At 56.9% G+C, this 19,649-nt stretch carries 22 protein-coding genes and 2 pseudogenes; 11 read left to right on the plus strand and 13 right to left on the minus strand.

Features of this window, described 5'->3' with window-relative positions; genetic code table 11:
* Window positions 1-67 precede the first annotated feature (67 nt).
* From JHD64_RS00765 to fumC, 3 genes are all read left to right on the plus strand, one after another.
* On the plus strand, window positions 68-724 hold the full coding sequence (locus JHD64_RS00765) for a BON domain-containing protein (protein WP_199051948.1): 657 nt from the start codon (window positions 68-70) through the stop codon (window positions 722-724).
* Between the two features lie 68 nt (window positions 725-792).
* Window positions 793-1,080 carry a hypothetical protein gene (locus tag JHD64_RS00770; RefSeq protein WP_199051949.1) on the plus strand — a complete coding sequence of 96 codons (288 nt, stop codon included), beginning with the start codon at window positions 793-795 and terminating at the stop codon, window positions 1,078-1,080.
* Window positions 1,081-1,290: 210 nt separating this feature from the next.
* Window positions 1,291-2,676, plus strand: coding sequence for a class II fumarate hydratase (gene fumC, locus JHD64_RS00775; RefSeq protein WP_199051950.1), 1,386 nt, complete (start codon window positions 1,291-1,293; stop codon window positions 2,674-2,676).
* Between the two features lie 77 nt (window positions 2,677-2,753).
* On the opposite strand, the pseudogene JHD64_RS00780 reads toward fumC, so the two are convergent.
* The 6 genes and pseudogenes from JHD64_RS00780 to JHD64_RS00805 form a co-directional block, all read right to left on the minus strand.
* A pseudogene (locus tag JHD64_RS00780) lies at window positions 2,754-3,194 on the minus strand (DnaJ C-terminal domain-containing protein); the annotation flags it as partial.
* An 18-nt stretch (window positions 3,195-3,212) separates the two neighbouring features.
* Complete coding sequence (locus tag JHD64_RS00785; protein WP_199051951.1) at window positions 3,213-3,689, minus strand: DnaJ domain-containing protein; 477 nt, start codon at window positions 3,687-3,689, stop codon at window positions 3,213-3,215.
* Between the two features lie 180 nt (window positions 3,690-3,869).
* Window positions 3,870-4,697 carry an OmpA family protein gene (locus JHD64_RS00790; RefSeq protein ID WP_199051952.1) on the minus strand — a complete coding sequence of 276 codons (828 nt, stop codon included), beginning with the start codon at window positions 4,695-4,697 and terminating at the stop codon, window positions 3,870-3,872.
* Window positions 4,698-4,754: 57 nt separating this feature from the next.
* Window positions 4,755-5,129, minus strand: coding sequence for a DUF4398 domain-containing protein (locus tag JHD64_RS00795; protein WP_199051953.1), 375 nt, complete (start codon window positions 5,127-5,129; stop codon window positions 4,755-4,757).
* Window positions 5,130-5,641: 512 nt separating this feature from the next.
* Window positions 5,642-6,145 (minus strand): hypothetical protein, encoded by a 504-nt coding sequence (locus JHD64_RS00800; protein WP_199051954.1) that lies wholly within the window; start codon window positions 6,143-6,145, stop codon window positions 5,642-5,644.
* A 51-nt stretch (window positions 6,146-6,196) separates the two neighbouring features.
* Window positions 6,197-6,853: a BON domain-containing protein gene (locus tag JHD64_RS00805; RefSeq protein ID WP_199051955.1), complete on the minus strand. Its 657-nt coding sequence runs from the start codon at window positions 6,851-6,853 to the stop codon at window positions 6,197-6,199.
* A 257-nt stretch (window positions 6,854-7,110) separates the two neighbouring features.
* Between JHD64_RS00805 and acnA the strand changes: the two genes are divergently transcribed.
* Entirely contained in the window at window positions 7,111-9,825 is a 2,715-nt protein-coding gene (acnA, locus tag JHD64_RS00810) for an aconitate hydratase AcnA (RefSeq protein WP_199051956.1), read from the plus strand.
* Window positions 9,826-9,928: 103 nt separating this feature from the next.
* Here the strand turns inward: acnA and JHD64_RS00815 are convergent, their stop codons facing one another.
* From JHD64_RS00815 to JHD64_RS00825, 3 genes are all read right to left on the minus strand, one after another.
* Window positions 9,929-10,132 carry a glycine zipper 2TM domain-containing protein gene (locus JHD64_RS00815; RefSeq protein ID WP_199051957.1) on the minus strand — a complete coding sequence of 68 codons (204 nt, stop codon included), beginning with the start codon at window positions 10,130-10,132 and terminating at the stop codon, window positions 9,929-9,931.
* 103 nt (window positions 10,133-10,235) lie between these two features.
* Window positions 10,236-10,382: a lmo0937 family membrane protein gene (locus tag JHD64_RS00820; protein ID WP_199051958.1), complete on the minus strand. Its 147-nt coding sequence runs from the start codon at window positions 10,380-10,382 to the stop codon at window positions 10,236-10,238.
* Window positions 10,383-10,532: 150 nt separating this feature from the next.
* On the minus strand, window positions 10,533-11,078 hold the full coding sequence (locus JHD64_RS00825; protein WP_370540918.1) for a PRC-barrel domain-containing protein: 546 nt from the start codon (window positions 11,076-11,078) through the stop codon (window positions 10,533-10,535).
* A gap of 89 nt (window positions 11,079-11,167) precedes the next feature.
* Here JHD64_RS00825 and JHD64_RS00830 point away from each other — a divergent pair, with 89 nt between their 5' ends.
* From JHD64_RS00830 to JHD64_RS00850, 5 genes are all read left to right on the plus strand, one after another.
* A complete protein-coding gene (locus tag JHD64_RS00830) occupies window positions 11,168-11,467 on the plus strand; it encodes a CsbD family protein (protein ID WP_199051959.1) in 300 nt (99 codons plus the stop codon).
* A gap of 75 nt (window positions 11,468-11,542) precedes the next feature.
* Complete coding sequence (locus JHD64_RS00835; RefSeq protein WP_199051960.1) at window positions 11,543-12,385, plus strand: BON domain-containing protein; 843 nt, start codon at window positions 11,543-11,545, stop codon at window positions 12,383-12,385.
* 43 nt (window positions 12,386-12,428) lie between these two features.
* Window positions 12,429-13,283 carry a hypothetical protein gene (locus JHD64_RS00840; RefSeq protein WP_199051961.1) on the plus strand — a complete coding sequence of 285 codons (855 nt, stop codon included), beginning with the start codon at window positions 12,429-12,431 and terminating at the stop codon, window positions 13,281-13,283.
* Window positions 13,284-13,379: 96 nt separating this feature from the next.
* Complete coding sequence (locus JHD64_RS00845) at window positions 13,380-14,579, plus strand: cyclopropane-fatty-acyl-phospholipid synthase family protein (protein WP_199051962.1); 1,200 nt, start codon at window positions 13,380-13,382, stop codon at window positions 14,577-14,579.
* A 96-nt stretch (window positions 14,580-14,675) separates the two neighbouring features.
* Window positions 14,676-15,038 (plus strand): hypothetical protein, encoded by a 363-nt coding sequence (locus JHD64_RS00850; protein ID WP_199051963.1) that lies wholly within the window; start codon window positions 14,676-14,678, stop codon window positions 15,036-15,038.
* Between the two features lie 71 nt (window positions 15,039-15,109).
* Here JHD64_RS00850 and JHD64_RS00855 read toward each other — a convergent pair whose 3' ends face one another.
* The 4 genes from JHD64_RS00855 to JHD64_RS00870 all read right to left on the minus strand — a co-directional run bounded on the left by JHD64_RS00855 (window position 15,110) and on the right by JHD64_RS00870 (window position 17,202).
* Window positions 15,110-15,646: a ferritin-like domain-containing protein gene (locus JHD64_RS00855; RefSeq protein ID WP_199051964.1), complete on the minus strand. Its 537-nt coding sequence runs from the start codon at window positions 15,644-15,646 to the stop codon at window positions 15,110-15,112.
* A 216-nt stretch (window positions 15,647-15,862) separates the two neighbouring features.
* Entirely contained in the window at window positions 15,863-16,075 is a 213-nt protein-coding gene (locus JHD64_RS00860; RefSeq protein WP_199051965.1) for a hypothetical protein, read from the minus strand.
* A 194-nt stretch (window positions 16,076-16,269) separates the two neighbouring features.
* The gene (locus JHD64_RS00865; protein ID WP_059284465.1) at window positions 16,270-16,476 is read right to left on the minus strand and encodes a hypothetical protein; all 207 of its coding nucleotides are present in this window, start codon (window positions 16,474-16,476) and stop codon (window positions 16,270-16,272) included.
* A 162-nt stretch (window positions 16,477-16,638) separates the two neighbouring features.
* Complete coding sequence (locus JHD64_RS00870) at window positions 16,639-17,202, minus strand: YSC84-related protein (protein ID WP_233170265.1); 564 nt, start codon at window positions 17,200-17,202, stop codon at window positions 16,639-16,641.
* A 644-nt stretch (window positions 17,203-17,846) separates the two neighbouring features.
* Between JHD64_RS00870 and JHD64_RS00875 the strand changes: the two are divergent.
* A pseudogene (locus JHD64_RS00875) lies at window positions 17,847-18,005 on the plus strand (IS5/IS1182 family transposase); the annotation flags it as partial.
* A 186-nt stretch (window positions 18,006-18,191) separates the two neighbouring features.
* Window positions 18,192-19,442, plus strand: coding sequence for a hypothetical protein (locus tag JHD64_RS00880; protein WP_199051966.1), 1,251 nt, complete (start codon window positions 18,192-18,194; stop codon window positions 19,440-19,442).
* The last annotated feature ends 207 nt before the right edge of the window (window positions 19,443-19,649 follow it).

A 19,649-nucleotide genomic window follows, 5' to 3' on the forward strand; every position in this document is an offset into this window, starting at 1 on the left:
GTCAACCGACAGACGGCCTCGCCAGCCATGCCAGACCATGAGCACTCAACGACGAGGAGCAGCAATCATGATCAAGACCGACACCCAACTCCAGGCAGATGTAACGGCCGAACTGCAGTGGGACCCACAGATCAATGCCAGCCATATCGGTGTACAGGCCAGCGATGGCGTCATTACCCTGAGCGGGCATGTGACTGACTTCAACCAGAAATGGGCCGCCGAACATGCCGCGCTGCGAGTGGCTGGCGTGCAGGCCATCGCCATCAAAATCAGCGTGGAACTGCCCTGGCCGGACAAGCGCAACGACAGCGATATCTCCGGTGCTGCCGCCCATGCGCTGCAACTGGTGGGAGTGCTCAAGGGCCACGCCATCAAGGTGATGGTGGAAAATGGCTGGATCACCCTGTCCGGTGATGTCGAATGGGATTTCCAGCGCAGGGCTGCCACCAGGCTGCTGCGCCACCTGACCGGCGTCACCGGCATCAGCTGCGAAATTGCCCTGCGCAGCAAGCTGGTTAGTGCGGCCATCAAGGAAGAAGTGGAAGCCGCGCTCAAACGGCGTGCCATTCATGATATCGACAGCATCACCGTGAGCATTTCCGGGCCGGATGTCATTCTGGGTGGCACCGTACACAGCTGGTCGGAGCGGGCACTGGCCAACCATGCCGCCGCCAGCATGCCCGGCGTGCGCAATGTCATCGACAAGATAGCCGTACTTATCTGAGGGTGACGGCGCGGGATCGCCAGCTGCCGGCACAGAATTTATTTCGCGCTATGCCGGTTAGCGCACAGATGACCCTGCGCCAGGCGCGCATGGTGGAGTGGATGCCGGGTGAACTCACCCGACACAATCAGCAAGACCTAGAGGTACAAGCAATGACATCAATCACCGAAAAGCACGACACCGCAAAACCTGTCGATAGTACTAACAGCAAGGCCAATGCCGGTATCACCAGCACCGGCCCGGTATTCAGCCAGAAGGGCAATACCGTTGAATCTGCCAAGGACGTCACCAAGGACGCCGCAGGCAAAGAGCCCGGAAACATGCAGGGCAAGGCAGCGGACAGCACCAAGGCCTGAGCCGCGCACCGCACTAGCGGGCTCGCCTGCTTCTAAGCCAAGGCAGTCCGCCATGAACACCCCGGCCTGCCCTGTTGCACCAGCCTGGTGGTAATAAGCTGCCTGTCAATTCCATCCCGGAGTTGATGGGCATTTTGCATGATGGCGGGTAGTGGGTACTGGACAGGGTACGGGCCAGCCGCCACCGCCCGGTTAGACGGAGCCAGCTTGATGACGACTTCCCAACGCATGGAAAGCGACAGCTTTGGCAGCATCGCCATCCCCGCCGATGCCCTGTGGGGGTCGCAAACCCAGCGCTCGCTGCAACACTTTGCCATTTCAAACGAAACCATGCCGCCCGCGCTGATCCATGCCCTGGCCGCCGTCAAGCGCGCCGCCGCACAGGCAAACAGTGAGCTGGGCCTGCTGGACGCCAACAAGGCCACGGCCATCATGGCTGCCTGCGATGCCATATGCGCCGGTCAGCATGAGCGGCAGTTTCCGCTGTCGGTCTGGCAAACCGGCTCCGGCACGCAAAGCAATATGAACATGAACGAAGTGCTGGCCAATCTGGCCAGTTTGGCGCTGGGTGGCCTGCCTGGCCAGCCCACCGAGCTGCACCCCAATGACGACATCAACAGGGGGCAGTCATCCAACGACGTATTCCCCACCGCCATGCACCTGGCCGCCGTACTGGGCCTGACCCGGCAACTGCTGCCGGCACTTGGCACGCTGTGCACCATGCTACAGGCTAAAGTGCAGGCCTACGCCCAGCTGATCAAGATTGGCCGCACCCACCTGCAAGACGCCACCCCGCTGACCCTGGGCCAGGAAATATCAGGCTGGGCCGCACAACTGCAGCATGCCGAACAAGCCGTGCAAAACAGCCTACCCGCACTCTGCCAGCTGGCCATCGGCGGCACCGCAGTGGGCACCGGGCTCAACACCCACCCGCAGTTTGGCGACCGGGTAGCCGCCATCCTGGCAGCACAAACCAGCCTGCCCCTGCGCAGCGCAGACAACAAATTTGCCGCCCTGGCCGGGCACGACGCCATGGTGGTGGCCCACGGCGCACTGAAAGCACTGGCCACCGCGCTGATGAAAATCGCCAACGACATCCGCTGGCTGGCATCCGGCCCGCGCTGTGGCCTGGGCGAACTGATGTTGCCGGCCAACGAAGCCGGCAGCTCCATCATGCCGGGCAAGGTCAACCCCACCCAGTGCGAGGCCGTCACCATGCTGTGCTGTCAGGTGATGGGCAACGATGTGGCGCTCACCATCGGCGCAGCCTCTGGCAACTTCGAGCTGAATGTCTTCAAGCCGCTGATTGCCCACAACTTCCTGCAAAGCCTGCGCTTGCTCAGCGATGGCATGCACAGCCTGGGCCAGCACTGCATTAACGGGCTGGAGCCAGACCGCCAACGCATCGCTCAGCTGCTGGAACAATCGCTGATGCTGGTCACCGCCCTCAGCCCGCACATCGGCTACGACAAGGCCGCCAGCATTGCCCACCACGCCTTGCAGACCAACTGCACGCTGAAACAGGCGGCACTGGAACGGGCCGGCATCAGCGCCTCCCAGTTCGACGCTTGGGTGCAGCCCGCCCACATGGTGTAAGCCACGGAGTAGACAATGACGTTTCGGCCGTTGATGAGTAAGTCGTTACCGCATCACCGGTGAATACCTAGATGGCGTTACGGAGTTGTCGAAGACTTCCGTGGATCGAATGCCAACTCCCGAGCCATTTGCTGATAGAGCGCTTGTGCGGACGGGCTGGTGGCGGAGGGCAATATCACGGCCAGTTCCAGATACAGATCGCCATCCGGCTGTCCCGGAATGCCGCGCCCTTTCAGCCTGATCTTGCGACCGTTCTGGGAGCCTTGCGGCAGCGTGACTTTCACCTGGCCCGAAGGGGTTGCGACATGGATGACCCCGCCCAGTGCCGCCTCCCAGGGCGTGACCGGCAGGGTCTGGAAGACCTGACGTCCCTCCACGCGATACTGCAGGTTGGGTATGAAATGGACCTCCAGATAGAGCTCCCCGGCTTTGTCACCCGCTTGGCCGGGGCTACCTTGTCCGGCCAGCCGGATGTGCTGACCTTCGGTTACGCCCTTGGGAATGCGGACGCTGAGCGTGCGCTCCTCCTTGTATACTTAGCCTTGGGTGTCGGTTTTCCACACGGGCGGCACGATATTGCGCTGACTCTCATGATAGGACTCGGCCAGGCTCAGGCTGATGCTGGCATGCAGATCTTTGCCTCGGCGAGGGCGGCCCTGTTGATGCCGCGCCTGGCTAAACAGGTTGGCAAAAAAGTCGCTGGGGTCTGCCATGTCATAATCGTGGAAGCCATCGTGCTCGGCATCGGCAAAGCCATGGTGCCAGTCTGGCGGCGGCTCAAAGTCCTGCCCGTCTTGCCGTCTGGCGAGCAAACGGTCATAGGCGGCGCGCTTGTCCGGATTGCCCAGCACGTTCTTGGCTTCATTGAGCTCCTGCATCCGGCTTTGGGCATCTGCGTTCTTGTTCAGGTCCGGATGGTGTTTGCGTGCCAGGCGGCGGAATGCTTTCTTGATATCGTCTGCCGTGGCGGTCTGCTCCAGTCCGAGTGTCTGGTAGTAATTCTTGAATTCCACGTCAACGTTCTCCTGCCGGTTGCCGGGCTGCTTGCTGCGGCATGGATGGTCCGCCGGGAATGGCTGTACGCAGCAACAGGATGATTCATTGACTTCGCGCCCTGCCTGGTGCGACTGGTTGCCTCTGCGCGATACCCGGCAGAGGGCAACGGGCTAGCTGTATGCCAGGTAGCCAGGCCATTAGCGTGCAGGGATTTGTCCGCCGTCATCGGAGAGTACCAGTTCCACTCGACGATTCTGCTGACGGTTCAGTACCGTGTCATTGGCGGCTACCGGATAAGACTCTCCATAGCCACGTACCATCATGCGACTGCGGGCAACACCCAGATCAGCCAGGGCTGAGCGCACCGCCATGGCGCGTCGTTCGGACAATTGCTGGTTGTGCTGCATGCTGCCGGTACTGTCGGTAAATCCTTCGATCATCACGTTGCGTTGCTGGTTTTGCTGCAAGATATCTGCCAGCTTCTGGGCGGTGGCAATGCCATTGCGGTTCAGGTCGGCCTTGTCCGTCAGAAACAGGATGTCGCCCAGGGTGATGACCATGCCGCGAGCGGTCTGTCGCGCCTGTAGTGCGCTCAGCTCGACGCGCAGTTGCTGGTTATTGGCTTCCACTTGCCGGGTATTGGCATTGGCCTGGTCGGCCTGGGCTGTGCGCTGTGCCAGCCGGGCTTGATCCATCTTGGCGGATGCATTGCCTACTTCGGCCTCGGCCATTTTCTGCTTGCTGATTTCCTCTGCCAGTGCCAGCTTTTGCTTGGCCAGATAAGCAAGGTTATTGATGGTATTGCTATCGTCATGGTGACTGGCCGAGGTTTGGGCCCGGGCGAGTGCTTGCCCGGCCTGGTTTAGCTCCAGCGGTGCATAGCGGGCGATATCGGGATTGCTCAAGGCTTGTTGATATTGCTGGTTGGTTTGTGCCAGCAGATCAGTACGGTTGGGGACATTGCTGCAGCCGGTCGCTACAGCCAGTACGACCAGCAAGGTCGGGCTGAAAAGTGCAGTTTTCATGGTGTATTCCTATTGGCCCCGCCATGGTAATAAGGGGGCCGAACGTAACAACAGGGGTCAGGGGGCGCTGCGCTGCAGTTCTTCATTCAACACACGGACATCATCCTGCAAGGCATCAACCGCTTGTCTGGACTTGGCCGAGTTTGCCTTGGCCTGCGCCAGCTTTGCGTCTGCCTCGGCCTCCCTGGCCAGGTCACGTGCCAGACTGTAGTCATGGTCGTGTAAGGCCAGGCGGGCCCGTTTCAGTTTGTCTCTGGCCTGACTCATTTCAACGGGGGCGTATTGGGTCCCCTCGGCACTTGTGGCTGCATCAACGGCGGCACCGGAAACAGCAACCTGATTGCTGGCAGGGACTTCCAGACTGCTGCATGCAGCGACGGTCAGCATGACAAACAGGCTGGCTGGTAATAAGGAAAATGACTTAACCATCATTATTTGCTCCCAAAATTATTAAAGCGGTTATTGGTAGTCATTTGTAATGGTTTGCTTGATGGGCTGTCGGTTCGCTATCGCACGTAGGTGGAAGTTTCTTGGTGTGTAGTGATTTTTCTATGAAGAGAAATTTCATTCCAGTGAATAGCGCTTTTTGTATTGAATGGGTTCAACTGGAATCGCAGCTTGTTTGCCTGATGCGTTGCTGGACACGGCTAAAAGAGTCGCCTGCATCGTGTGCGGGAGTGAATGCTGGGATCGGATATGGATGCTCCATCACCAAGGGCATCATGAGAGTGACTTGCTAACAAAACCAGAAAACCCTAATTCTGGATATATTGCGTAAGGCAGGCAAGGCGGCCATGTGGCGTACCGATTCTGCAGAGCGGGCACATCAGAATAAGTCAATCATTCAGACGGTGCTGAACGATATCCGCTCGGTATTGGGCGAAAGCAAGAAATGCCCTGCGACCAGCACTACTGGAGCGCAAGGCATACGTTTAATGCTTGTTTCAGGCAGTTTGCCAACTCGTCTGATTCGCTAGAACAGAGTGCGCCTTGGCAATGTCTTCCAGCGAGCCATGTACCATCAACACATACTTGTCTGCCTTGAGCGCTGACTCATACTTGATGGCTTCCTCGCCGCTGACACCGATGCGGGTGAGCGCAGCGCCCACGGCGGACAATCCGCCAATGATGACGGCACCTTCCACCCCGCCAACTAGCGCGGTCACCACCGGCCCGGCCATGGCCAGCAGGCCCAGCCCCGGGATCATGAACACCGCCGGTGCCAGCAACAAGCCCCACAAACCTCCCCAGAACGCACCGATGCCGCCCCAGGTTTTGATTTTGTCGCCGGTGCTATAAAACCCGACCGGGAATTCCTCGCTGTGATAACCCTTTCCGATCAAAGAAAGCTTTTTCACATCAAAACCAGAACGACTCAGAACTCGGATGGCCTCCTCCGCCTCCTGGTGGGTGTTGTAAACATAAACCGATGATTTTTCATGTTCCATGATGCATGTCCTTCATGGCCGGGCAACAAGACAATGCCGCCGTTGGTGGGTTCAGATGACAACGCGGATGTTGTCGATGACATTCCGCACCCCTGGCAGGCAGGCTGCAGCATGATTGGCCAGTGCGCGTTCAGACCAGCTATGGACTGTGCCGCCCAGGGTGATGTCCGGGCCATCGATACTGACGGTAATGCTGTTGATGTCTGCAATGGCGCGGCGCTTCAGTGCCGCTTCCACTTCGTCTTTCACCGCTAGCATCTGCAGCTTCGGGCGGATGTTGATGGTGCTGCTGACTCCAGTCACTCCGCTGACATGCCGGAGCAAGCGGATGGCGGCCTTGCGCTGGAAGTCCCACTCCACATCACCGGATAAGGTGACCCAGCCGTTCTCCACCATCACCTTGATGGATTTGCCGCAGCTTCCTTCCATCAACTGCAAGGCATTGGCTGTTGCGCGCGATACATCGGCATCACTGCGTTTGTCCGATCCGGGCAGATCAACGGCGATCTCTACTGCAATCGCCTGCACACCAACCACACGCTGGGTGGCTTTTTCAGCGGCCCACTTCTCGGCAAAGTTGGCGACATGGCCGCTCAGGGTAATGACGCCCTGATTGGCTTCCACTCCGATGTGGGTGGCGGTGACCGCTGGGTCCCATTTCAGTTCGGCCAGGACATCACTTTGCAACTGGGCATCATTCTTGATCATGACATCACTCCTTTGTATGAGAGGAGTAAAGGCTGAGCCGAACACGCAGATTGGTCTGTTGGCTAGCGCACACTGGAGGCATCGTTTGCATGCCGTGCTGGCCAATGGTCGCCGGGCTGCAAGGGCAGGGGCTGTCGGCTATGTATGCTTGCGCACAGAATATGCGGCATGCAGCTGACACGATGCCACTTCCTGCTTGGCCAGCGCCATCCGGCGGCCAGCATGGAAACGCAATACTCCTTGCAGGAGGCCACACCATGCACAGTGCCAGCTATTTACGCGAATTCTCCTTCGGACAGGGGCAGGTCGGTTTGTACTACGCCCTGCCTTTGCTGCAACAGCAGGGCTTTGGTGCCATCGCGCGGCTGCCGGTGTCCTTGCGGATCATGCTGGAGTCGCTGCTGCGTAATCTGGATGACAAGCAGGTGACCGAAGCCCATGTGCGCCAGTTGGCCAACTGGCAGCCACAAGCGGAGCGCAATACGGAAATCCCTTTCGTGGTGTCGCGTATCCTGCTGCAGGACTTCACCGGCCTGCCCTTGCTGTGCGATCTGGCGGCTATGCGTGATGCCACCACCCGCCTGGGGAAATCTCCCGCGCTGATCACGCCGAAGATACCAGTGCATCTGGTGGTGGACCACTCGGTGCAGGTGGATTTTTTCCACGAAGCAGATGCCTTGCAGCGCAACCTGCTGCTGGAATATCAGCGCAATGCCGAACGCTACCGTTTTATCAAATGGAGTCAGCACGCCTTTGCCAATCTGCAGGTCACACCTCCCGGACGTGGCATAGTCCACCAGGTGAATCTGGAGTATCTGGCATCAGGCTTGAGCCGAGATGACCGAATCCACTTTCCCGATACGCTGGTTGGTACCGATTCACATACCACCATGATCAACGGGCTGGGTGTGCTGGGCTGGGGTGTGGGCGGGATCGAGGCGGAGTCTGCCGCGTTGGGCCTGCCGGTATTCTTGCTGCAACCGGATGTGGTGGGCGTGCATCTGCACGGACATCTGCCGGCGGGGGTGACTGCTACGGATGTGGTGCTCACCCTGACCGCGCTGCTGCGCAAGTCGGGTGTGGTGGGTGCTTTTGTCGAATTTTTTGGGCATGGGGCCGCCCGGCTCACCGTGCCGGACCGTGCCACCATTGCCAATATGGCCCCGGAGTACGGTGCCACCGTGGCTTATTTCCCGCCCGATCATCAAACCGTTGCCTATCTGACGGCCACTGGCCGGGAGCGCGAACAGGTGGCTGCCTTTCAGGCGTATTTCCAGGCGCAGTACATGTTCGGCATGCCATGTCTGGGCGAGATCGACTACAGCCGCATCATCAACGTCAACCTGGCAGACATCGAGCCCTGCGTGGCTGGCCCGCGCCGGCCGCAGGATCGCATCCCGCTGCGTCAGTTGAAGCAAAGTTTCATGAGCACGCTGTTTGCCCCCGTCGAGCAGGGTGGGTTTGGCAAGGGCGGGGCGGTGGCAGCAAGTGAAATGTCGCCGCACCCGGCGCAAGCCAGGCAGCTGACGCATGGCGACATCGTGATTGCTGCCATTACCTCCTGCACCAATACCTCACATCCCGGCAGCATGCTGACGGCGGGCCTGTTGGCACGCAAGGCGGTGGCGCTGGGCCTGAAAGTGCCGAGCCACATCAAGACTTCGCTGGCCCCCGGTTCGCAAGTGGTGCGCGACTACCTGCACCGCGCCGGCTTGCTGGAACCATTGGCACAGCTGGGTTTTCAGCTGGTTGCCTATGGCTGTACCACCTGCATTGGCAATTCGGGGCCACTGGATCCGGTACTGGAGCAGCAGATTGCTCAGGGAGATCTTATCTGTGCCGCCGTGTTGTCTGGTAATCGCAATTTCGAAGCGCGCATTCATCCGGCGCTACGCGCTAACTTCCTGATGAGTCCACCGCTGGTCGTGGCTTTTGCCCTTGCCGGACGGATAGGCATCGACCTGGGAAGCGAGCCACTTGGCCAGGATGCACAAGGCAATGCCGTCTATCTGTCCATGCTGTGGCCATGCCAGCAGGAAATAGACAGCGCCATGCGTGATGCGGAAGACCCAGCAAGCTATCCACGCTTGTATCAAGTGCCTGACGCCTCCTTGTGGCAGGCGCTACCGCTCAACCCGCAGCAGTCCTACAGCTGGCCACCTTCCAGTTATATTGCCCGTCCGCCCTTTCTTGATGCGGTAGCGCTAGATGTGCTGCCGCCGCAGCAGGCAATACGGCAGGCCAGGGTGCTGGCGCTGTTTGGTGATTCGGTCACCACCGATCACATCAGCCCGGCTGGCAGTATTGCCACAGACTCCTGTGCCGGCCTCTATCTGCAGCAACTGGGCATTACGCCCGCAGACTTCAACAGCTACGGCTCGCGCCGGGGTAATCACGAGGTCATGGTACGTGGCACTTTTGCCAATATCAGGATACGCAACCTGATGTTGCCACCGGCTGCAGACGGCAGGCCGGTCACCGGCGGCCTGACCCTGCACCAGCCGGATGGCCAGCAAGGCTTCATCCATGATATTGCCCGGCGTTATCAGGCGGAGCAGGTAGCGCTGCTGATTATCGCCGGCAAGGAATATGGTAGCGGGTCAAGCCGGGACTGGGCGGCGAAAGGAACGGCGCTGCTTGGTGTGCGTGCGGTCATTGCAGAAAGCTTCGAGCGCATTCACCGTGCCAATCTGGTGGGCATGGGGGTGTTGCCGCTGCAATTCATGGCAGGGGACAGCAGCGCGTCACTTGGGTTGACTGGCAGGGAATTGTTCACGCTTGAGGGGCTGGAAAACACACTGCTTCCGGCGCAGCCGGTACAACTGCATATCGACTACCCTGATGGTACTTGCCGACGCTACACTTTGTTGTTGCGGGTTGATACCGCAACCGAGGCGGACTACTGCCGCCATGGCGGGATATTGCCCTTCGTATTGCGCAGCCTGTTAAGAGCTGCCGACAAACCCTTGTAGAGAGTCCGGGCCTCGGCAGCGCAGAGCAAGCTTGCCCATGGGGGGATGGATGAAGTGAAGCGCCGTCGGCACAAGCAGCGATCAGCCCGTGCCAGCAGTGCTTTCATTTCACCTCATGGCCAATCACGCCACCTACAGCAGCACCACCCACCGTGCCTGCCGCACTGCCACCGGTAAGGATGGCACCCACGCCAGCGCCGATGCCGGCACCAATGGCCGTATCCTTGCCGCGTTCCGACATTGAAGAGCAGCCAGCCAGTCCGGCCAGCAACAGGACTGCACAAAACCCGTTTCGCACTGCACCCATGAATCTCTCCTTGAGCCCGCTCTGCCGGCAACGTGCAGTTGCTGGCGTCGGCTGGCTCTGGAATGTGCCTCCACCCCTTGGTGGGGGCATTGATGTGGCAAGGCTAAATACGACGCCCTTGCAAGGCACGCACCACCACCACGATCAGCATCAACAGCAACAACAGGTGGATCAGCCCACCCATGGTGTAGGAAGTGACCATGCCCAGCGCCCACAGCAAAAACAGAATCACTGCAATTGTTTCCAACATGATGACACTCCTGCAAACAGGCAGGCGGCATAAGGCGGATAGCAATGCATCCGCCAGACCCACACCTGCCAGTACTTGGGTCCGCTAACAAAACCCCTGCTGCGTCGGCGCGCCTGGCTTCAGGGCGCTACGCTATTTTGTTAGCCGCTCTTATTCGCTGTACAGGTCGGTACCGTAGAAGTCATGGACGATACTGGCCCAGGCCGGGTCGGCCATGTCTGGCCACTGATCCTTGTCAAAACCTGGTGCGTGGATAAAGCGCTCCTTGCTGATATTTAGCATGAAACGTTTGTTGATGGGGTCCAGCACCAGCGCTTGCCACGGCACGGCAAACAGCTTTTCGCCCAGCCCCATGAAGCCGCCAAACGCCAGCACCGCATACGCCACCTGGCCGCTGCTGACATTCAGCATTATTTCCTTGATGTCACCCAGCACCTCGCCTTGTGGATTCAAAACAGCGTCACCTGTCAGCGTGTTTGCACCCATCAGATAGGGCCCTGGCCCGCCGGTGTTGCTGCTGGTGCGATTGCTGCCATCCGTATTGAGCTGCATCTGGTTCATCACTTTCTCCTTAAACCGAAGCACGGCTTGCTTCTGCCGTAGCCAAAGGGATTGCTGGCTACTGCTCCGGTTTACGCCATCCGTTTGCGCTGCACTGTTCGGCAGCACACCCAAGGCCGATAAATCCACCGGCACAATATATTGCCGAGGTGTGCGCTGGCGTACAGACCCGCCCGGCGGGCAAGTCCTACCCTGACTGCAGACCCATCACACAGGAGAGTTTCATGGACAAGTCAGCCGAGCAGGACAAAACCCCTGCCACCAAACAGAGCGCAGTAGAGGAGTCGGTCGAGATCAGTAAGCAGGACGCTAGCTTTCATTTTCCCAGCGTCGATGAACTGAAAGGCAAATGGAAGGAGCATGTGGGTGCGGCCAAGATTGTCTGGGGGAAATTGACCGATGACGAACTGCTACGTGCCGAAGGTGAAGCGCAGAAATTGATCGGGCTGATCCAGCAGCGCTATGCCATTACGCGTGAAGAAGCCGAGCGCCAGGTAAAGCACTTTCTGGACAAGCTCAAGTAGGCGCGGGATGTCATTTTCACGGCCGCAATGTGCCCGGCCTTTGTCTTGCCTCTACCCATATCGGAGAACTGCATCATGAAAACTCTACCCCGCCAGCGGCTGCCCGCCACCCTGGTCGCCTGCCTTGTGCTGCTCAACTACAGCCCGGCCCAGGCGGCAGCAAGCAATCAGGACTTGCAAGATGCACGCCAGGAAAGCCAGCTATCCACTACTTACACCCTGAATCCATCGCTGCGCGATCAGGACATCCGGGTGCTGGTGCATGAAGGCAAGGTCACGCTGACCGGTACGGTGGAGGAGGGGGTAAAAAAGGAGCTAGCCAAAGAAATTGCCCTGGCTGTAGCTGGCGTCACCAGCGTGGACAACCAACTGCAAGTCAACAGCGATTTTGTGCCGAGCAAGTCCAGCGCCACCCGCAGCTATGGCGAATTGACCGACGATGCCACCATTTCCGCAGCAGTCAGATCCAAACTGCTGTGGAGCAAGTACGCCGATGGGCTTGCTGTGGCGGTGCATACCAAGCTGGGCAAGGTCAGCTTGCAGGGAACAGCCAGTAGCCCCAGTGCCAGTCAGGCAGCTACCCGCATGGCAAGTAGCACACGTGGTGTGGTGTCAGTAGACAATCAGCTACAGATCAGCACCGTCAAACCCACGCTGGCCGAGTCGGTGAAAAACTCCACCCAGCACGCCGAGCAAAGCATCTCGGACAGCTGGATTACCACCAAGGTGAAATCCAGCCTGCTGTACTCCAGCCATGTGGAAAGCTCCAGTATCAACGTCAAGACACGTCATGGCGTGGTGGCCCTCAGCGGTCGGCTGGGCAGCAAAGCCGAGCGCGCACTGGCGATTGAACTAAGCAAGAACGTGCGCGGCGTCAGGCAGGTAGATGCGTCCGCCTTGTACTTGTTTGGTCAATAGCCATCACCATCGGATCGCCGGGACGGGATCAGGAGCAAACACCATGCGCTACATACTGGTTGGCATTTCCCTGTCCCTGCTGCTTGGGCCCATCACCACCCTGCAAGCTCAAACCCGTCTTCAGTTCAGCATCAGCAGCTATCCCTCCCTGATCCTCATTCCGGGTTATCCGGTGTATTACGACCCTGCGCAGCAGCTCAACTACTTTTTCTATGGCGGCCGTTACTGGGTGTTCTATGAAGATGGCTGGTATTACAGCAGCTGGTATAACGGGCCATGGACACCGATGGCCGCAGACTTGGTGCCCGTGTTCATCTGGCGCATTCCCTTGCGTTATTACCATCATCGCCCGGCCTATTTTCAGGGCAGGAGCGCCAATGAAGCGCCACCCTGGGACCAGCACTGGGGGGCAGGCTGGAGTCGCAACCACCCGGATTGGCAGCAGTGGAACAGGCAATCTGTACCGCCAGCCAGCCCGCTGCCCGACTATCAGAAACAATATGGCGGCAACCGCTACCCGCATTCGCTCAAGCAGCAGTCCACGCTGGAGCATCAACAAGCAAGACAGCACGGTACTGACCGCGATCCTCCCGGACTCGCCACTCCCGATGCGCAGCCGCGTCCGTCGCCACGGCCCATGCTAGACCCTGCGCGCCATGCAACGCCAGCCATGCCGGATAACAAGCACCCGATGAACGCGGATCAGCCGAATCGTGCCCGCTCAGCGGCGCCGCCCCCACGCCCGGCCAGACCCGCTGATGGCCATGCCGAACCCATACGCAAACCCGCCGGGCAGGCCGGTTCAGCTGCCGCGCCAGACAAGCCGGAACATGCCATGCTCCCGCAGCGGCCACCCACAACGGATGAGCTCAGGCATCGCCCAGGTGCAGAACCCTGAATCCAGCACGGCTTGCTGCTGCCGCAGGCCGGTCGCTTTGCATCTCGCAACTCTGGCTGGCCGGGTAGGCCAGCTCCTTGTGCAAGGACATACAGCATGATCTGGCAACAACGCATAGAACGCCTGGCCTGCCAGCTACGGCAGCACAGCCCCTTGCCGGCGCGCCTGGTCTGCAATGGCCAGGCCATTGATTTCGGCCAGTTCGAGCAGCCATTGGTGACCATGCACATCCGTAAGGCCGCCGGCTTGCGCTACTTGCTTTCCCCGCGGCTGGACCATCTGGGCGAAGCCTATGTCCGGGGACTGGTCGATCTCGACGGCAAACTGGATGACATCATCGAGATGGCGCATTCCCTGGCGTGCCGTGGCAAGCCCTATCCCTTGCAGCGGCTGGCCGGGCTGCTGTTTCAGCATAATCGTCGGGCTGATCGCCAGGCCATTCAGTACCACTACGATGTGTCCAACCACTTTTACGCACAGTGGCTGGACCCGGAAATGGTGTACTCCTGCGCTTATTTTTCCGAGGGTGATGAAACACTGGCGGCAGCACAAATCAAGAAAATCGACCATATCCTCACCAAGGTGAGGCTGCAAAGCGGGCATACCTTGCTGGATATCGGCTGTGGCTGGGGTGCGCTGGTCATCCGGGCGGCACGGCAATTCGGTGCCAGATGCCTGGGCATTACCCTGTCACAACAGCAGTTTGAAGAAGCCACACGCAGGGTAAAGCAGGCCGGTGTGCAGGATAGGGTAGAAATCAGGCTGATGGATTATCGCGATGTGTCCGGCAGTTTTGACCGGATTACCAGCGTCGGCATGTTTGAACACGTCGGCATCAAGGGGTTGGCCGACTACTTCAGGCAGATAGTGAATCTGCTCAGTCCGGATGGGCTGGCATTGAACCACGGCATCACCTCGGTCAGCACCCGTCAGCGGGACGCCCCATTCGGCGCCGGCAATTTCATCGACAAATATGTTTTTCCCGGCGGCCAGTTGCCCCATATCGGCACCACGCTAAGCACCATGCAGCAGGGTGGTCTGGAGGTGCTGGATGTGGAAAACCTGCGCCGTCACTATGCCTTGACCCTCAGCCTGTGGTCGCAGAATTACGAGAAGAACAGCAGTAGCATCCGCCAGGAAATCGGCGAGGAACGCTACCGTATCTGGCGCATTTATCTGGCCGGGTGTGCCTATGCCTTCCGTAACGATGTAGTCAGCATTTACCAGATTCTGTGTCAGCCCGCAGGACGTCCTGCCGATACCTTGGCATGGTCCCGCCAGTATATGTACGAGTGAGTGCCATTGGATAAACACGGCTACAGCCCAGCGCACCTTGTTAGCGGTACAGCATGTTGCAGCCAAATATGACCCCTTAGCGAAACAGGAGTCGCCATGTCTGAAGATGAAATCCTGCACCAGATTCTGACCCTGAAAGGTAGCCACCAAGGCGTAACGCTGGCCGGTTACTGGCTGATGATAGGCTCAGCCCATGTACCCATGCGCTTTACCATTGATGATGTCCGGGAGCTGGATGGTAATGGCCGCGCCATTTTTCACTGCATCAGTGCGGGTGTCGCATCCCGACATATAGGCAGGCTAAGTGAGGAGACCATTGTCCAGCTGTTTCAGATCATGCTTGCCCACGAGAGCGGCGCGACCCGCGGGGTGTGCAAGCTGTTTGACCAGTTGGTCACGCAGCCGGCCTCGCCGGCTAATCAACACGGCATGCCTACACATTTCCATCGCCGCTGCTGAATCATCGCCAAGCCGTATCAAGATAAAAGTCCGCATGGTGCGGACTTTTATCTTGATACGGCATCATGCAGTCAATCCAGCAGGCTGCGCATCTCTTCTGCATGCTCTTCTTCCTGTGACAGAATCGTCGTCAGCAACAAGCTGGTGGTGGGATCGCTATCCTGCAATTCCTGAATCATTTTGCGATAGGATTCGATGGCAATACGCTCAGCCACCAGATTGGCCTTGATCATGGCCTGGATCTTGTCGGTGTAGTCATACTGGGTATGCGCATTATTCAGCAGGTTTTCCGGATCAAAATCAGGCTTGCCATTGAGCTGAACAATACGCTCTGCCAGCATATTGGCATGCAGCATTTCTTCCCGGGCATGCTGCATGAACTCGGCTTTCAATGCGGTATTGGATAGTCCAACCACCGTGTAATAGAAGCGGGTATAGCGAAGAAAGCAGACCAGCTCGGAAGCCAGGGTGGCATTGAGCAAGGCAATCAATTTGTGACGCTCGCCTCGATAGCCTTGTGTTACCGCACCATCTGTCATTTTCTTGGCAGCATTGCTGCTCATGTCCTGTTCAGCCCTGCTGGTGGAGTTGTCCTTGTCGTTTTTCATCAGCAAAATTCCTTGATTATCAGTTCAAAACCCCTGCGGCTGGCTGGTTTATAAAATGATAAATAGTGACTGCAGATTTTTAATTTCCAACAGGCATCCGCTCAGTGCATACTGAACAGTAATTCTATTTTTCTGCCGGGAGGAAGCGAGAATGAAGGCGGTAACAAGCGGATGGCTACCACTATCATTCCGATACGGCAGCCATGTGCTTGTTAATTATTGCTTGGGCTTGGTAGAGGTACCCTGTTTGGCATCATGCATGCTGCCCACTTCCTTCGGTGCAGCCTGCTTGCCTGGGTCGGTTCTGGGGGAGGTCTGGCCTGTCTTTTCAGCAAAGGCCGGAGCAGGCTGCTTTATTGTTGATGTAGACTTGTTCTGGTCTGCATCAGCAGGTTTTTGATTTTGCTGCTTGTCATTGAAGTTGCTCATGATCTTTACCTCTGAAATGCTGCCCGGTGTGAAAACACAAGGTCAACATATACATTATGCTGGCCCGTCAGCGAAAACTCCGTGCGCTATCCCACGCATGAGGATATAAAATGATTGGCTATGAATGTATATAAAAAGCCCGCCGAAGCGGGTTTTTTAATTGCCTTGCCAGTAATTTGGCAAGGCTGTCAGTATTATTTGGCGGAACAGTCGCTGGCGGCCTTTGACTGTTTGTGCGCAGATTCACTGCTTTGCAGTGCACTAGCCGATTTAGCCTTGGCTTCATCGAGTTTCTTGTTGTCATGACTATCTGCTGCCTTCATGTGAAGATCGGCGCAGGCTTTGTGTTCGGTTGCAGCGGCTTTATGTGCAGTGCTGGGGTTGGTGTTTTCCAGTGACATGATATTTCCTTTTCAAAGAGAAGAGTGTTCATGCCGAATGGACTATCAGGTAAATATGTAACATTCGGCATGAGAACAGTATGACTCTTCAGGAGATATGGCTCTGTGCAGCATGACACATAAGGACATAAAAAATTGAAGAAGGAGTCATATAACTGTTGGCTAGAGATTAAGCCGGGAAACCTTCGTTCCCTGCAAGGAAACATTGAACATCAATCCGCCATTGGTCAGCACGAATCCCACGACTGGTGCCTTGGCTGTTTCAGTATCGACAGAACCATCTGCGCCAATAGTCAGCAGGGCTACATTGGCGTCAACGCCAGCAGTCCAGCCATTGCCCTGGCGGAAATGATCCAGTGCCTCTTGGGTCATGAACAAAAAGATAATGGCTTTGGATTGTGCACCCGCCTGAAAGCCGATTGAACCAGTCATGGTTTTGTAATAGCCAGCCTGTTCATTGCCAATGCGCAATTCACCTTCGCCATACGCGCCCCCTACCATAAAGCCTGCGGTGAGTACGGATGGAAACACCAGAACGCCCTTGGCTTTTGCCACCAGCTCTCGCGAGCCTTTCGCCTGGTGATAGAGGTCATTTAATGTTTCCTCGGCATTGGCATCGATAGCCTGGCGTTTCGAAACATGGCTAGCCTGATTCGCTGGCATGGTGGTAGTACAAGCTGTCATGGACATGCCGAGTAATAGGGCGATGCAGAGACGTTTATTCATGATCATTCTCCGGTGTGCGTGGTAATTCATGTGTACGGCAGAGCGCTGCCGCGTGACTGAGCGAGAAATGTGCAGAAAGAATGAATATGTCAGTGGCTACGGTAGTTTTCCGGATGGGCTGCAATCGCCTTGCCTGCATATTCATCTGCTGCGGCCCGCTCGGCATCACTCAGTGTTGGGGTAGGGGGCGGCTGCTCACTCATGTCGCCAGCCGTTTCGGCTGGGGCTGGGGCCTCCGGGGCCGGCATATTCGTCGGGTCATTTTCAGTCAGCATGATCGGGGCGGCTTGGCCACTCATCATCATGGACAATAGAAATATATTAAACATGGATAGACTCCGGTTATCACCAATCAATACACAGGAAGTCTGCAAATAATGCAGAGCTCGGATATGTCATCCGAAGGCTGATAGGTGGCAAGAAAATCAACCCACAAATACGACTGTGCTGCAGTATGCCAATGCAGTCTGTGCGCCAGCGCACCGATATTTGATTGAATGAATATAGAGCCATCACAGAATGATATTCTGTTAATTGAAATTATTTGGCGGTATGAAGTGTTCTTTGAAGGTTGTTGAAATGCTGGCGTATCGCACTCGGATCAGCGACGAGGCTGACAAACACGCGGAATGGAAGGGCGCAGGATGAGCGGAGCGGACGGTTATAACGAAGCTTTATTCACGACCATAAGGCTTGAGGAATTCGTCCCGATCAACCACCTGCTGCGACCGATCCGTGCCTGGCTTAACGAAGCCCTCACCAAAATTGATGCCCGGTTCTCGGCAATGTACGAGGCCGATGTCTGAATCGCCCTTGCTTTTCTAGATACCTTATCGGCTGCAATCAATACGAAAGTACGCATTCGTTGACTATTTAAGTGGTCCCCTGGCGCGGGCTAGAGCCCGCTGACCGGTTACTGACACATACCAGACCGTCGCGCGAAGAGTGACTAACTTCCGCTTTGGCCGACCAACTGACGATTCGTCAACTTGGTCGGCAGTAGTTCGGCCTTTCCCGACATACATGCGGCATTGTACGCTGTGCTTCATGAGGCTACCGAAGAGCTACACAACCCAGATCCGGGTCGCTTTACCCGCCGCAGTATGAGAGATGCGGAAGAGATCATCCGCATTGCAGCGAAAGACTTTTTGCATACCCCAGGGCTATCGATTGAAAAACGGTATATGTATACCGATCTCTTCGATCTTTTGAACCTTGTTTCATCTCTCATGTATGAGGGAACAAAGGGAATTGGTCGTCTTGTGTTAGTAGATCCGGATAACGAGTCGGTCGATTTTCTGGCAAAATTTGCTGAACCGGTCCCTATTCGAAAACCACGATGGGTTCGAAAAGTATTGCAGATGGCATCGACAGGTGTTGTCATCATTGCTGACAGTGAGCACATTTACGGATTGGGTAGCTTGAAGAAGTCGCATGATCCTAGTGCTCAAGACGCTTTTACGATCGATTTCTTAGATCACTATCACTGGGAACTCCGCTGCGGCCCCCAAGTTTTAATTCGAAGCCGCTATGCTGTACCTAGCCTCCCGCAAGAGCCTTTCGATAAGAAAACCTTCATCGCAAACTATGTCCGGCTGTTTCCTCAAGCATTACAAGAAGATGGACTTCATCTGTGGGAGTTACTACAGGTTCAGCTTCGCCAGGAACACGGCAGTATGATCGTGGTGGCTGAGGATGCCGCGAGTGAAGCCCAACGGCTTCACAAGCAGGGAACTAATTTGGTACCAGTCCAAATTTCAGAGGCTTTGTTGCGAAGTGTTAGCGGGATTGATGGCACGATACTGCTTGATCCTAAAGGGCTTTGCCATGCGATAGGAGTTATTTTGGATGGAGATGCTAACGAAGAGTGCACTCCGTCCAGAGGATCCCGATACAACTCGGGTGTGCGTTACGCTCAGGCAAGCCGTCATCGGAGACTAGCGATTGTTGTATCCGATGATCGCACTATCGACATCATTCCCAGGCTCAGGAAGTTGGTGAGCCGCAGTTTGCTTGAGCGGCATGTTGCCGCCTTTGAAGCAGCTACTCTTGATAACTATCATGAGTCGAGAAATTGGCTGGATAATCACCGTTTTTATATCAGCTCTGATCAGTGCAACCGTCTTAACGCCGCGATCACTCGGTTAGATGACCTCCCGAAAGAAGTGGGCCTAATTTATCTTGGTACGAACTCGTTCGAGGCGCATCCTGATATGAACGAGAGTTATTTCATTGACTAGCCCTTGTAGGGCTTGTTTGAACCTAAGTGAGCACTATGCGGAAATTGTGGTAACTCGGACAAGCTGGGCGTTAACCATCCGATTAATATTACATCCTAATCACGGGGCTGTCTCTTATACACATCTCCGAGCCCACGAGACATTAACAAAAAAAGGGGGGGGGGGGGGGGGGGGGGGGGGGGGGGGGGGGGGGGGGGGGGGGGGGGG

This window comes from Aquitalea sp. ASV15 (assembly GCF_016429115.1).
Classification (GTDB): Bacteria; Pseudomonadota; Gammaproteobacteria; order Burkholderiales; family Chromobacteriaceae; genus Aquitalea; species Aquitalea magnusonii.

Excerpts from the sequence above, each read along its gene's own strand:
- JHD64_RS00795 (WP_199051953.1), bottom strand. The coding sequence starts at position 5,129 with ATGATGGTTAAGTCATTTTCCTTATTACCAGCCAGCCTGTTTGTCATG.
- JHD64_RS00805 (WP_199051955.1), bottom strand. The coding sequence starts at position 6,853 with ATGATCAAGAATGATGCCCAGTTGCAAAGTGATGTCCTGGCCGAACTG.
- JHD64_RS00870 (WP_233170265.1), bottom strand. The coding sequence starts at position 17,202 with ATGAATAAACGTCTCTGCATCGCCCTATTACTCGGCATGTCCATGACA.
- JHD64_RS00840 (WP_199051961.1), top strand. The coding sequence starts at position 12,429 with ATGCGCTACATACTGGTTGGCATTTCCCTGTCCCTGCTGCTTGGGCCC.
- JHD64_RS00790 (WP_199051952.1), bottom strand. The coding sequence starts at position 4,697 with ATGAAAACTGCACTTTTCAGCCCGACCTTGCTGGTCGTACTGGCTGTA.
- JHD64_RS00850 (WP_199051963.1), top strand. The coding sequence starts at position 14,676 with ATGTCTGAAGATGAAATCCTGCACCAGATTCTGACCCTGAAAGGTAGC.
- acnA (WP_199051956.1), top strand. The coding sequence starts at position 7,111 with ATGCACAGTGCCAGCTATTTACGCGAATTCTCCTTCGGACAGGGGCAG.
- JHD64_RS00865 (WP_059284465.1), bottom strand. The coding sequence starts at position 16,476 with ATGTCACTGGAAAACACCAACCCCAGCACTGCACATAAAGCCGCTGCA.
- JHD64_RS00765 (WP_199051948.1), top strand. The coding sequence starts at position 68 with ATGATCAAGACCGACACCCAACTCCAGGCAGATGTAACGGCCGAACTG.
- JHD64_RS00815 (WP_199051957.1), bottom strand. The coding sequence starts at position 10,132 with ATGGGTGCAGTGCGAAACGGGTTTTGTGCAGTCCTGTTGCTGGCCGGA.
- JHD64_RS00860 (WP_199051965.1), bottom strand. The coding sequence starts at position 16,075 with ATGAGCAACTTCAATGACAAGCAGCAAAATCAAAAACCTGCTGATGCA.
- fumC (WP_199051950.1), top strand. The coding sequence starts at position 1,291 with ATGACGACTTCCCAACGCATGGAAAGCGACAGCTTTGGCAGCATCGCC.
- JHD64_RS00830 (WP_199051959.1), top strand. The coding sequence starts at position 11,168 with ATGGACAAGTCAGCCGAGCAGGACAAAACCCCTGCCACCAAACAGAGC.
- JHD64_RS00845 (WP_199051962.1), top strand. The coding sequence starts at position 13,380 with ATGATCTGGCAACAACGCATAGAACGCCTGGCCTGCCAGCTACGGCAG.
- JHD64_RS00820 (WP_199051958.1), bottom strand. The coding sequence starts at position 10,382 with ATGTTGGAAACAATTGCAGTGATTCTGTTTTTGCTGTGGGCGCTGGGC.
- JHD64_RS00855 (WP_199051964.1), bottom strand. The coding sequence starts at position 15,646 with ATGAAAAACGACAAGGACAACTCCACCAGCAGGGCTGAACAGGACATG.
- JHD64_RS00800 (WP_199051954.1), bottom strand. The coding sequence starts at position 6,145 with ATGGAACATGAAAAATCATCGGTTTATGTTTACAACACCCACCAGGAG.
- JHD64_RS00835 (WP_199051960.1), top strand. The coding sequence starts at position 11,543 with ATGAAAACTCTACCCCGCCAGCGGCTGCCCGCCACCCTGGTCGCCTGC.
- JHD64_RS00770 (WP_199051949.1), top strand. The coding sequence starts at position 793 with ATGACCCTGCGCCAGGCGCGCATGGTGGAGTGGATGCCGGGTGAACTC.